Genomic DNA, 12,844 nt, shown 5'->3' with positions numbered 1-12,844 from the left:
GAGTAAACCATATGTGCAAGCAGAGCCCAGTGTATCTCAGGGTGTTTTTAATAAAAAGTTAAATACGCTTCTGTTCGGGTGAGATTATTGCGATTATATTTCGCTGTTTCATTTCTAATGTCTTTAATGATTCGAAATTCATTTGGCAGCAAAGCAATACTTTGCATACTAGGCTGCTCATATTCATACATTAACTCCCGCTTTAAATTTTCATACTCTTCAACAGATAATACGGATTCATATTCTGGGGACTTCAATAAATGAAGGAAGCACGATTTCAACTTCATATGTCTTCTTCCTCTCATTAAACAACCTTTTATTATATATGTAGTTAGCACCTGTTTTGCCGCTTAGATGAACTGTTTTTCTTTATATTCATCCGTTTCCCAATAATAAAACTCTGTGTATAACTATCGACAGAGTTTCAGACTGTAGACAAACTCGGGTGAGATTTTTAAAATCGAGATGTTGATTTCCATTCCAGGCGCTTCGCTTTCCGCGGGCGGGCGGTGAGCCGCATCAATGCTTACGCTCCTGCGGGGTCTCACCTGTCCCGCTGTTCCCGCAGGAGTCTTCACGCCAACACTCCCATCAACTGACTTTCTAAATTTAAAAGTAAAAGGCCTATTTATAAATAGATCTAGAATTTTGAGGTGATAAGGAGTATTTTCGAAAACCATCTTGAAATGGTAACACTAGACCAGCTTGTTCCCGCAGGCCTATTTGGTCCGAAAAATGCAAAAGAGGTTCAGAATGAAACCATTCCGAACCTCTTTTGTCTACAAACTGAAACTCTGTTTATAACTATCGACAGAGTTTTTTTATCGTAATTAATTTTCAGTGTATGACCTCTATTGCATGGTCCCATAGAAGTCGATTCCCTTTGTCTGGATCATGTTCCACTCTGCTTTCACGATCAAACAGCAAAGTCGTTCTTTTATCCAGGTCATACGGCGGCCAGTGAACCATGCTTTGTTCATCTGGATTCCCTGTTCGAATAAAGGCAATCCATGCTTGGTGAATTTGATCCGCTAGTAACTGTTCTTCAGGTGTTCCGGCAAGAAAAGGTGCTGATTTGTGAAGATTATTCCAAACAAACAAGAGCTCGAGTGCATGAAAGGCTTTCATTCTTCCTTCAAAAATCGGACTTTCATAATCAAATCGATACATCCAGACGGGTGCTCCTTGCTTGATCTGTTGTTCAGCTAGTTGAATCGAAGGATAGGTAAATAGATTGAACGTCATCACTTGATCATAAAGCTGATGAGTTAACGGTGACTCTTTAAAAGAAGGTGAAAGTTGAGACCAAAGAGAACCCAGTGACTTTTCAAAACGTGAACGTATTTCTTTCTCGTCGATCGTCCGCCAACTTTGATCGAAAAAGGTGAACAAATTATGTTCATCACGGTTTGTACCAATCATTACGGGAATATTTTTGGAACTTCCAGCTGAGAGTGCTTGTTGAGGATTTTGAGGAAAATATTCACCATCTACAGTCGGGCACCATGTTGTGACATCGGCTGCTGCCTCTAAAAGGTCATCAACGGACAGGTCTTCTAAACGTGCCAAATCGTTTTCTGTTAGTTGTAATTGTTTTAAAACACGTTTAGCTGTATCTGTCGCTTGTTGCTTTGTATGATACATGTTTGGTGGACAGCTTTGTAAAATAGCCTGTTGAAAGAGGCCCGCAGCTGTAGGCATTGCAAGTAAAGCCGCAACACTCATAGCTCCCGCTGATTCACCAGCAACGGTAATTTTATTCGGATCTCCCCCAAATGCTGTAATATTATCATGTATCCACTTCAAGGCAGCAATCTGATCAAGAATGCCACAGTTTCCAGAAGCAGCGTATCTTTCTCCTCCTAATTCACCTAAATGAAGAAAACCAAAGATTCCTAGACGATAGTTTACTGTAACAACAACGATATCCCCCATTTCCGCAAACGATTCACCGTTATATGCTGGAGAAGAACCAGAGCCATTAGTAAAGGCACCTCCGTGAATCCAGACTAATACGGGCCGTCGTTTTTCATCAGGTGATGGTGACCAAATATTAAGATAGAGGCAGTCTTCACTTGAATCCATCGGGTTGTCCCCTAAAAATTTCATGATTTCACGTCTTTTTTGTACTGCCACACTGCTGAATTCCACTGCCTCACGCACGCCTTGCCAAGAATCGTGTTTCTCTGGAGCCATAAAACGAAGTTTTCCTATAGGGGGTTTAGCATAAGGTATGCCTTTCCAAACAAAAACATTTCCCACTGATTTTCCATTGATTTGACCATTGGTCGTTTTAACTAATGTACCGGTCATCGATCTATCCCCTCTCCTCTATTAGACTAGGATTTCTTCATATAGTTCGACATGGGTAGTTTGATTTCCTTTAACTGGTAAATAATTTTCTTAATGATAAAATATAAGAGTTTGATGTGTTTTTGTGTGATGGGATATTACTAATATTCTAACGAGGTTGTTCTTGAAATATAGGATTGTGTTTTGTTCTTTTTATTCCTTCTTGCTCGATCCAAAAATACCTATAGGGGTATATGTGTTGAATAAAGAATTACCTTACTCTTCCCCCCATAGAAAAAAGGTCGATTTCGCATTGAAATCGACCTTTTAACACGCTTATAGTTGTTTCTTTTTCCAAAATCCAAGTAACAGTGCTGTAATCAAGGAACCGATTACAATGGCCAGTAAGTAAAGAATTGGGTGATTAACTAACGGGATAACAAACACTCCACCGTGAGGCGCCGGTAATGTAATTTTAAAGGCCATGGATAATCCACCAGCTGTTGCCGCACCAATTACACTACTGACAATAACACGAATTGGGTCCGCAGCGGCAAAAGGAATCGCTCCTTCTGTAATAAAAGATGCACCCATAAAGTAATTCGTAAATCCTGATTTTCTTTCTAGTTCAGTGAATTTATGTTTAAAGAATGTGGTAGCTAGTGCAATACCCAGCGGTGGTACCATCCCCCCTGCCATAACGGCGGCATGTGGTCCAAAACTTTGTGCTTCAATGGCAGCGATGCCAAATGTGAACGCTGCTTTATTAAGTGGACCGCCCATATCAACTGCCATCATTCCAGCAAGGAGAATACCTAAAAGAATCGCATTTGAACCGGATAAACTTTGAAGCCAGTCTGTTAATCCTTGATTCAGTAAGGTTAGTGGTTCATTTATCACCATAATCATGAGTAAGCCTGTAATTAACATCCCGAACACTGGGTAGAGCAGTACGGGTTTAATCCCTTCAAACGCCTGTGGTAATTTAGAAAACAGCTTTTTTAATCCTAATACGATATAACCAGCAAGGAAACCAGCAATCAATCCGCCTAAGAAGCCTGCTCCAGCTTGTGCAGCTAATAAGCCGCCAACCATACCAGGTGCAAAGCCTGGGCGATCTGCAATACTTGAAGCAATATAACCAGCTAACACAGGAACTAAGAAGAAGAAGGCCCCCATTTTTCCTCCGCCAATATCATTTAAGGCTTTAGCAATAGGATTATACTCTGGACTTGTTGGATCAGATGCTTCAATGCCAAAGAAGAAGGAAAGAGCAATAAGAATTCCGCCCCCCACGACAAATGGAAGCATATTACTGACACCGCTCATTAAATGCTTATAGATTTGTTGACCAACGCTTGACGATGATGTTTCTTTTTTACTTTCGTTACCTGAGCCTTTGTAAATCGGTGCATCTTGATTAACAGCTCTATTCAGTAATTCTTCAGGCTTTCTCAAGCCTTGGGCTACGGGAACGATTAAGACGTGCTTACCATCGAATCGATCCATTTCGACTTGTTTATCAGCTGCAACAATAATTGCATCTGCTTCTGCAATTTCCTCAGCAGTCAGCGCATTTTTAATCCCAGTTGAGCCGTTCGTTTCTACTTTAAAATCAATATCCATTTCCTTAGCTTTAGCTTTTAACGCGTCAGCAGCCATGTAGGTATGGGCAATGCCTGTCGGGCAGGCGGTTACTGCCAGTATTTTTTTAGATACGGATGATGTAGAAGACCTTTGTTCCCTTACTTCAGCTTCTCTTTTTTCATCCTCAGCAACATTCATTTCTTTTTGATTAATAATGGCAACAATTTCTTCTTTGGTAGCAGCCGCCATCAGCTGTGATCTGAACGTAGTATCCATTAATAATGAAGATAAGCGAGAAAGTGTCTCTAGGTGATCCGTATTGGCCCCTTACACTAGCTGCAATCATAAAGAATAAATGAGCTGACTGCCCATCAAGTGATTCATAGTCTACACCCGATTTAGATCTACCAAAACAAATCGATGGAGTTCTTACAGCACTTGTCTTCGCATGTGGAATAGCAATCCCCTCTCCAATTCCTGTAGTACTTTGTTCTTCCCTTTTTAAGATGGCAGCCTTAAATTCTGCTTCATCATGTAAACAGCCTGCTGCTGTTAACTGACCAGCTAGTTCATCAATAACGGCTTCCTTTGTGACACTCTTTAAATCTATGATCATCGTATCTACTTTTAATAAGTCTGTAATTTTCATCAAATCAGCTCCCTGTAAGCTCAGTAATTGCTATTTGCGGCAATAATTCTTCAATTGCATCTAGTGAACATAAATCGGCTGAGAAGGCTGTAGCACTTCCTGCTGCCAAACTATAATGAAAAGCGGAAAGGATGTTTTTGGTCGTTTCATAGGATCCTATAAATCCTGCCACCATTGAATCACCAGCACCTACTGAATTAACCACATTGCCTTTGGGTACATTCGCGGAATAGGCTTTGTTCTTTGTACAAAGTACCGCACCATCCCCAGCCATGGAGACAATTACATGCTGAGCACCCATCTCCACCAGTTTCATTCCATACTTACACGCATCATCTACATGATTGATTTCAGTGGAAAATAGTTCTGCAAGTTCGTGATGATTCGGTTTAACGAGAAACGGTTGATATGGGACAACATTCAGTAATTCCTTCCCGCTTGTATCGACGACCACTTTTATCCCCTTCTCAGAACATTTTTTTGTTAGTTCACTATATACATCTTTTGGTAGACTAGCAGGAATGCTCCCTGATAGAACAAGTAGATCTTCTGCTTTTAAATCATCCATTTTCTTAACTAATTGCTGATAGCTCTCTATCGAAATGTCAGGTCCTTGGCTATTAATTTCCGTTTCTATGCCTGTTTTTAGCTTAATATTGATTCTTGTATCTCCCGATGCTTCAGTAAAATCTGTCATGATTTCTTCTTGATTTAAAAAGGTTTTTACGAATTCTCCTGTTTGGCCTCCAATGAACCCGAATGCGGTCGTATCATTGCCGATTCTTTTTAAGACTCTAGAGACATTGATGCCCTTTCCTCCTGGAAATTTACGATCATTAGTGGTTCGGTTTACGCTGCCCATCTGGAAATTCTCTACTTCTACCAGATAATCAATGGATGGGTTAAGTGTTACTGTATAAATCATTTTACCGTCACGACCTTTACGTTAGGATTTTTCTTGAGTTGTGTAATTGCTTCTTCATCATTATTGTCCGTGATAATAATGGCATCGTTTACATCAGCAACCTTAGCAAAAGTAGCTTCATTTAATTTCGTACTGTCAGCTAGTACATAGCTTTCGCTCGACAATCGGATAGCCGTTTTTTTTAGGAGCGCTTCATCCGGATCCGGTGTTGTCAAACCTAGTTCAGAATGGATACCATTCATTCCAAGAAAACATTTATCCATTCGGTATTCACTTAAAAATTGGACTGCCGTACCACCGACAATAGCATTTGTAGAAAATTTGATGCTGCCCCCAACCAAAACTGTTTTGATTTCTAGTTCAATTAATTTGGGTATATGCATAAGTCCGTTTGTTAAAACGGTTACGTTTTTGTTCTTTAGATAGGGAATCATTTCTGAGACGGTTGTACCAGCATCTAGGTAGATGCAATCATTGTTTTCAATAAATGAGGAAGCAAACTTTGCAATCGCTTGCTTTTCAGCTATGGATTTGTTTTGGTTTTCATATGTTGTTGGCTCAATGCCTTTTTGTTGAAGTATAGAGGCTCCGCCATGTACACGTTTCAACAATTTCATTTCTTCTAGCTGCACTAAATCTCTTCTAATGGTTGATTCGGATACCTGGAGCTGGTCTACAATTTCTTGTAACTTAACAGTTCCCTGTTTCTTTAATAGGGATTGAATGAATGCGTGTCTTTCAGTTGTTAACAAACTGCTCACCTCCACCTTATAATCACATCATAAATGAAACGGTTTCATAAATCAATCAAAATCATTTAAAATTATTCAAATTCATTCATATAACATCATAAATCGGTCACAAACATTCATATTTATCCTTCTTATATATTGTTTTTCCAGGTTAAGGTGTTTAAATACGGTCGGATTTTCTTAAATATTCTACCGAGGTTTTTATTAAAATAATGTTTGCTATTATGCGGATTTTTTCGCCAAATGGTTGCCTTGTTCTGGTAGTTCTTAACTTATATTCTATCGAGAAGGTTTTGAAAATATAATTATGCGAAAAAATCCGCTGCATGGAATTTTGTCAGCGGATTTTTTGTATTAGATTATTCTAGCTTGTTCCCAGATTTTTTTTCCTTTGACGTAGACAGAATATGCATGATTAATGCCGTAATGATAAGGAAGATACTGATAAGTGGGAATATCCCAAATAACAAAATCAGCTTTTCTCCCGAGCTCCAGCGTTCCTGCTTCTTCGCTCTTACCAATTGCATGTGCCGCGTTCACCGTGACTGCGTTCCAGATTTCTTCTGCTGTCATTTGCAATTTTAAGGCAGCCAGAGACATAATTACCTGTAAATTTTCTGTTACCGAGCTTCCTGGATTAAAATCAGTTGCTAATGCAACGGCTCCTCCCGTATCAATGATTTTTCTCGCCTTAGCATACGTATTTTTGCCTAGATAAAAAGTGGTTCCAGGAAGCAGTACAGCTACTGTATTTGAGCTTGCCAGCTTCTCAATCCCGATATCTGTTGCCGCCACCAGGTGATCTACACTTACCGCTCCTAGTGAGACCGCCAGTTCTGTTCCTCCTAGTGAATAAATTTCATCGGCATGCATTTTTAAGCCATAGCCTTTCTCTTTTGCAGCTTCTAAAAAAATCCTAGATTGTTCTATACTAAATACGCCTGTTTCACAAAAAATATCTACGAACTCTGCTAATTCCTCTTCTTTAATCACGTTTAATAAGGAAATCATCTCTTCAATAAATGCTGAGACACTTTCTTTATATTCAGGGGGGACGGCATGTGGGCCAAGAAAGGTTGATACTAGTCTAATTGGGTAGGTACTAGCCAATATTTTTACTACTCTAAGCTGTTTTAGTTCCGTTTCTTTATCCAACCCATATCCACTTTTTGCTTCAAGTGTGGTTACTCCATGAGCAATACTCGTTTCAAGATGATGAGCGGCCTTTTTAACCAGTTCTTCCTCTGTGGATTGCTTGGTTGCTGCAACTGTGGATAATATACCACCGCCCTTTTCTAGAATCTCTAGGTAAGGCATCCCTTGTTGTTTTAGCTCTAATTCACCTTCACGGGAGCCGCCAAACACGAGATGTGTATGCGGGTCAACTAGACCAGGGGAAACGACTTTATTATCAGCAGATATAATCAATTCAGCATTAAGTGTACCTGCATCTTTGTTCGAACCTATCCAAGCAATCTTCCCTTCACTGACCGCAAAGGCAGCCTGCTCCTTAATGCTTAATCCCTTCATTCGTTCCCCTTTTAATGGAACATGACTTGATTCCGGTAAAATCAACTGTCCTATATCCTTTACAAGCATGTCATAGTTCATTGTTTTTCCTCCCTAGCATTGGAATATCAATGTTTTTTTCCTTGGCCGTTTCGATTGCTAATTCGTATCCCGCATCCGCATGCCGGACAATTCCCATCCCTGGATCCGTTGTGAGGACACGCGTTAACCGCTGCTCTGCTAGGTCACTACCATCTGCTACGACAACCATTCCTGCATGCAGGGAATACCCCATCCCCACACCCCCGCCATGGTGCACAGAAATCCAAGACCCGCCCGCTGCGACATTAATTAGCGCATTTAAAATCGCCCAATCTCCAACCGCATCACTGCCGTCTTTCATGTTCTCCGTTTCACGGTTTGGTGAAGCTACTGAACCACTGTCAAGATGATCACGGCCAATGACGATTGGTGCCTTAAGCTCTCCTTTACGGACAAGTTCATTAATAGCGAGGCCCATTTTTAACCGCTCACCATATCCGAGCCAGCAAATACGTGCAGGGAGTCCCTGAAAGGATACTTTCTCCTGGGCGAGATCAATCCAACGGTGTAAGTGTTTATGTTCAGGAAATAACTCTTTAATTAATCGATCCGTTCGGTAAATATCCTCAGGATCACCAGATAAGGCTACCCAACGAAACGGTCCTTTTCCTTCACAGAACAATGGACGGATGAAGGCTGGAACAAAACCAGGAAAATTAAAAGCTTCCTTTACGCCATGATCGAAAGCAACTTGACGGATATTGTTGCCATAATCAAATACCACTGCCCCTTTTTTCTGAAATACGAGCATACTTTCGACCTGATGTGCCATGGATTGTGTAGAACGCCGAATATATTCGGCTGTATTCTGATTACGCAGGTCTGCCGCTTCTTTAAGGTTCATCCCTCTTGGAATGTAACCGTTCAAGGGATCATGAGCTGAGGTCTGATCTGTTACAATATCAATGATGTTCCTATGAACGAATTGTTCGTAAATATCCGCCGCATTGCCGACTAACCCGATTGATAAGGGCTTACCTTCCTTCTTTGCTTCCAATGCCCATGTTGCTGCCTCTTCAAGGGAATCAGTCATACAATCACAATACCCAGAAGCTATTCGTTTCTCAATTCTTGCAGGATCGACCTCTACAGCAAGACAAACTCCACCATTCATCGTAACTGCTAGCGGTTGTGCGCCGCCCATACCGCCAAGTCCAGCGGTTAAGGTGATCGTTCCTTGTAAAGAACCATTAAAATGCTGTCTGGCTAGTTCAGCAAGTGTTTCGTAGGTTCCTTGTAAGATCCCTTGCGTCCCAATATAAATCCAGCTGCCTGCTGTCATTTGTCCATACATCATGAGTCCCTTTTTATCAAGCTCATGAAAATGTTCCCAATTTGCCCATTTGGGAACAAGTACAGAATTCGATAATAATACACGCGGGGCTGCACCATGTGTTTTAAACACAGCAACTGGCTTACCTGATTGAATCAGTAGTGTTTCGTCATGTTCCAGGCGGCGAAGCGCAGCGACAATGGCATCAAATGACGGCCAATTACGAGCGGCTTTTCCGATGCCTCCATACACAACCAGTTCTTCAGGATTCTCGGCCACATCAGGATCGAGATTATTATAAAGCATACGCAAAACGGCTTCTTGTTCCCAGCCTTTGCATTCAAGCTCCAGCCCACCCTTTTTCCTGCTTTCTTTCATCATTCTTCCCCCTTATCAGACTAGATTTCGTCACTATTCATACGCTGTTTTTTTAACCAGCTGGTCAAGGTTTCAATATCGTGGGAAAACACACGGTCCTCCGTTATTGGTTTGACAATCCTTCTCATAGATTGATAGAAATGTTTGGTTTGCGGTGCCATTTTTTCGATACCTCGATACTTAACTGCTTCCATGGCACAGATTGCTTCAATTGCAAGAACGCGTCGTACATTTTGGATAATAGCATAGGCATGACGAGCCGCAATCGTCCCCATACTTACGTGGTCTTCTTGGTTGGCAGATGAGGGAATCGAATCGACACTTGCTGGATGTGCGAGCGTTTTGTTCTCTGAAACCAGTGAAGCAGCGCAGTATTGCATAATCATCGCGCCTGACTGCAAGCCTGGCTTTGCACTTAGGAAAGGTGGTAAATCATTTAGCTGCGGGTTGACGAGACGTTCGATACGCCTCTCTGAAATACTAGCAAGCTCTGCACAGGCAATTTTCATAAAATCCATCGCAATCGCTATGGGCTGGCCATGAAAATTCCCTCCCGAAATAACCGTCTCCCCATTATCAACAATTAACGGGTTATCCGTTGCAGCGTTGATTTCGATTTCCAATTTTTCTTTTACATAGTCAAGTGCCTGCCACGAGGCACCATGTACCTGAGGAATACAACGCAGTGAATACGCATCCTGAACCCTTTTTTCCCCTTGTTTTGTCGTAAGCTGACTTCCAGATAAAAGCGACCTCATGCGCTCAGCTACTTTTATTTGCTGGGGATAACCTCGAGCCTCGTGAATTGACGGATGAAATACATCAATAATTCCTTCTAGACCCTCCATCGTCATTGCAGCTATCTGTTCACTTTGCAGTGCTAAATCATTTGCTTCTATCCAATTGACAGCACCCTGCGCAGTCATCGCCTGAGTACCATTTATGAGTGCAAGGCCTTCCTTAGCAGCTAGCGTAATCGGCTTTATTCCTTCTTGAGCAAATACCTTTTTCGCTGACTTGATTTTCCCTTTATAAAAAACCTTTCCTTCCCCAACGAGCACGAGGGCAAGATGTGATAACGGAGCCAAATCACCAGAGGCCCCGAGTGACCCCTGCTGAGGGATGACTGGATGAATGCTCTTGTTAAGTAAAGTCACTAATAACTCTACTAATTCAAGACGAATTCCAGAATAGCCTTTAATCAAGGCATTTAACCTCAGTAAGACCATTACTCGTGTAACAATTTCCGGAAAGTCTTCTCCGACTCCACAGGCATGTGAGCGAATTAAATTAAGCTGTAAATCACTCACATCCTGCTCATTAATTCTCACTTCACTAAAGCGGCCAAACCCTGTATTAATCCCATATACCGTTATTTTTTCAGAAACAATTCGTTCCACGGCGGCTCGGCTTTTTTTGACGTTTTCCATACTCTCCGTACTAATTTTCACTTTTTCTCCCTCATAACAGATTCTTGCGACGTCTGCTAGTGTCAGATGATTTCCAGTCAGTTCAATCATTTCTTTCCTCCTAATCATTCTAAAAACAACAAAAAGAGACGACAATGGCTGTTCACCATCATCGCCTCCTCATAAACTAATGGACTCTAGGCAATGTCCTTCTTTATATATGGTTAATTCCCAGACCGACCGCTTCATGCTCCAACCCTTTAACCGGCGCACCAATCGTTCCGTAAAAAGCGACGGCCAGCCATTCTCCTTCTGCTTCTTCTAAATAAGGTTTGCCGCGGACTACCGCAAACGAAAGGCCAACAGTCCGTTTCATTTCTCCAATGCCAGACTGACCGCGGGTGACACCCTCTATTGCTTCTAAAATAGCATGATAAAGAGCATGCGTTTCTCGGTAATGTTGGTCTTCAATTAACCGCTCTCGTTTAGCAGCCGTCTCTACTGCTGCAATTACCTTTTGCAGATTCATTGATCCAACCCGGCCCTTACAAAAGCGAATTTCCGTTAAATTCGGATGTAGAAATCCTAGTTCTTCTTCGTTTAAAGAGGCAAGCAGTACGGCGAGCTTCCCAATTAAAATACGTTGTGTCATTAAAACACCCTTTTATTTGATTATTCACTATTATCTAATAACTATCTCTAGTGTAATTGTCCAGCACAGGAAAAGTCAAACAAATCATTACAATAGTGAGTAACTAGTATACAAAAAACCCGTACTCCGTTTAACACTGGGGTCTAATATCTTATCTTAGTAAATTGAATTCAGCCATTTTCTCTTTGAAAAGTGCTTTTCCATTATCACCAATAAAAGGTCCGAATTCTAATTTGAAATTTTTAAGAATTTCAAATTCATCTTTATTAAATAAAAAAACATGATATTTCTCACCTTGTGACCCAGCTTTAATTTCCCTTGGATTCACGGGTTCAAGCATGCCTTTCGCATACGCTGTACCTCGGTTTTCACAGGCGGCCAGCAACAATGACGCTAACACCACGGGCCCAACAATAAATTTCTTCAACACCTATTCACACCTTTACTAATATGTATTGATCATAACTTCCACTAAAACAATCCCTATATTGGTAATTAATAATAATTTTTCATAACCCCCGTTTCGGCAAACTAAAACCCCTTAAAATAAAAAATCAGGTAATACTGGTTAGGAAGATTGTGCTAAAGAAGTCAATTTAACACCTTATGCGTCTTCTTGAACTTACGTCATCGATAATTCTGTCCAATGTCTCTCATCTCTAGTTAAAAAAAGCACCCATTTGGATGCTTTACTCATCTATCGTTATTCATTTCTGGTTTTTGCAAAGTCAGTTTATTTTCCTGCTCAAATAGCTTGATGGCTTGGTTCATGATGTCCTCTTGGTTGTTATTAGTTCGATTAATGACTCTCACGGGAGCGTGGCCATTGGCAAATAAAAAAACTTGATGATCATCAATCTGAATACGAGCGTGTACAACGATTTTTTTTTCAAAACTTAGTCTAATAGTCTTCATACAAATTCCCCCTATTAGAATTCAATTCAACTATTTTGCGTAAAATCCCTTGTTATTAGAGGAAATATCGCTCGACAATTAATTCACCGCTTGCTTAGTATACTTATAGAGATATTTATCTTTACAAAATATTATTAACTTTACACTCAGGTGCGATTTGAAAGCTCAGATACGCTACCTACTTTACTCTGAATAAATAGAACGAATATAGTCTATTTCTCTTGCTAACCCTTGTTCCAGGGAGATTTTCGGATGATAATCGAGGATAGACTTGGCATTAGCGATATCAGCCCACGTGTGCTTTGGTTCTCCATTTATTTTCGGTAAATAGATTATTTTAGCCTTTTCTCCTGACAGCCTTTCAATGGTTGAAATTACCTCATTAACCGTTGCCCGTCCTT

10 protein-coding genes and 2 pseudogenes are annotated in these 12,844 nt (G+C 40.8%); all 12 read right to left on the bottom strand.

Going from position 1 to position 12,844, the window contains the following annotated elements:
- Positions 1–47: 47 nt before the first annotated feature.
- Positions 48–287: a hypothetical protein gene (locus tag WYK_RS08635; RefSeq protein ID WP_040374119.1), complete on the bottom strand. Its 240-nt coding sequence runs from the start codon at positions 285–287 to the stop codon at positions 48–50.
- Between the two features lie 550 nt (positions 288–837).
- Complete coding sequence (locus WYK_RS08630; RefSeq protein ID WP_040374118.1) at positions 838–2,313, bottom strand: carboxylesterase/lipase family protein; 1,476 nt, start codon at positions 2,311–2,313, stop codon at positions 838–840.
- A 315-nt stretch (positions 2,314–2,628) separates the two neighbouring features.
- Positions 2,629–4,528 (bottom strand): annotated as a pseudogene (locus tag WYK_RS08625) (PTS fructose transporter subunit IIABC).
- Positions 4,529–4,532: 4 nt separating this feature from the next.
- Complete coding sequence (gene pfkB, locus WYK_RS08620) at positions 4,533–5,453, bottom strand: 1-phosphofructokinase (protein ID WP_040374117.1); 921 nt, start codon at positions 5,451–5,453, stop codon at positions 4,533–4,535.
- Positions 5,450–6,205: a DeoR/GlpR family DNA-binding transcription regulator gene (locus tag WYK_RS08615; protein WP_040374116.1), complete on the bottom strand. Its 756-nt coding sequence runs from the start codon at positions 6,203–6,205 to the stop codon at positions 5,450–5,452. The genes pfkB and WYK_RS08615 overlap by 4 nt, the downstream gene beginning before the upstream one ends.
- Before the next feature lie 354 nt (positions 6,206–6,559).
- The gene (hutI, locus tag WYK_RS08610) at positions 6,560–7,816 is read right to left on the bottom strand and encodes an imidazolonepropionase (protein WP_040374115.1); all 1,257 of its coding nucleotides are present in this window, start codon (positions 7,814–7,816) and stop codon (positions 6,560–6,562) included.
- Positions 7,806–9,470 carry a urocanate hydratase gene (hutU, locus tag WYK_RS08605; RefSeq protein ID WP_040374114.1) on the bottom strand — a complete coding sequence of 555 codons (1,665 nt, stop codon included), beginning with the start codon at positions 9,468–9,470 and terminating at the stop codon, positions 7,806–7,808. The genes hutI and hutU overlap by 11 nt, the downstream gene beginning before the upstream one ends.
- Before the next feature lie 17 nt (positions 9,471–9,487).
- The gene (hutH, locus tag WYK_RS08600; protein WP_040374113.1) at positions 9,488–10,987 is read right to left on the bottom strand and encodes a histidine ammonia-lyase; all 1,500 of its coding nucleotides are present in this window, start codon (positions 10,985–10,987) and stop codon (positions 9,488–9,490) included.
- A gap of 103 nt (positions 10,988–11,090) precedes the next feature.
- Positions 11,091–11,528, bottom strand: a complete 438-nt coding sequence (gene hutP, locus WYK_RS08595) for a hut operon transcriptional regulator HutP (protein WP_040374112.1) — start codon at positions 11,526–11,528, stop codon at positions 11,091–11,093.
- 151 nt (positions 11,529–11,679) lie between these two features.
- On the bottom strand, positions 11,680–11,955 hold the full coding sequence (locus WYK_RS08590; protein WP_152526441.1) for an META domain-containing protein: 276 nt from the start codon (positions 11,953–11,955) through the stop codon (positions 11,680–11,682).
- A 266-nt stretch (positions 11,956–12,221) separates the two neighbouring features.
- Positions 12,222–12,443, bottom strand: coding sequence for a hypothetical protein (locus tag WYK_RS08585; RefSeq protein ID WP_040374110.1), 222 nt, complete (start codon positions 12,441–12,443; stop codon positions 12,222–12,224).
- Between the two features lie 183 nt (positions 12,444–12,626).
- Positions 12,627–12,844: pseudogene (locus tag WYK_RS24900) on the bottom strand (UDP-glucose 4-epimerase); the annotation flags it as partial.

The sequence above is a fragment of the Peribacillus psychrosaccharolyticus ATCC 23296 genome (assembly GCF_000305495.1).
Classification (GTDB): Bacteria; Bacillota; Bacilli; order Bacillales; family DSM-1321; genus Peribacillus; species Peribacillus psychrosaccharolyticus.
This window is presented reverse-complemented; position numbering and strand designations above follow the sequence as displayed.

Bases quoted from the DNA above. Each gene is read 5' to 3' on its own strand.
- WYK_RS08630 (WP_040374118.1), bottom strand. From the start codon at position 2,313: ATGACCGGTACATTAGTTAAAACGACCAATGGTCAAATCAATGGAAAA.
- hutI (WP_040374115.1), bottom strand. From the start codon at position 7,816: ATGAACTATGACATGCTTGTAAAGGATATAGGACAGTTGATTTTACCG.
- pfkB (WP_040374117.1), bottom strand. From the start codon at position 5,453: ATGATTTATACAGTAACACTTAACCCATCCATTGATTATCTGGTAGAA.
- WYK_RS08585 (WP_040374110.1), bottom strand. From the start codon at position 12,443: ATGAAGACTATTAGACTAAGTTTTGAAAAAAAAATCGTTGTACACGCT.
- hutH (WP_040374113.1), bottom strand. From the start codon at position 10,987: ATGATTGAACTGACTGGAAATCATCTGACACTAGCAGACGTCGCAAGA.
- hutU (WP_040374114.1), bottom strand. From the start codon at position 9,470: ATGATGAAAGAAAGCAGGAAAAAGGGTGGGCTGGAGCTTGAATGCAAA.
- WYK_RS08635 (WP_040374119.1), bottom strand. From the start codon at position 287: ATGAAGTTGAAATCGTGCTTCCTTCATTTATTGAAGTCCCCAGAATAT.
- hutP (WP_040374112.1), bottom strand. From the start codon at position 11,528: ATGACACAACGTATTTTAATTGGGAAGCTCGCCGTACTGCTTGCCTCT.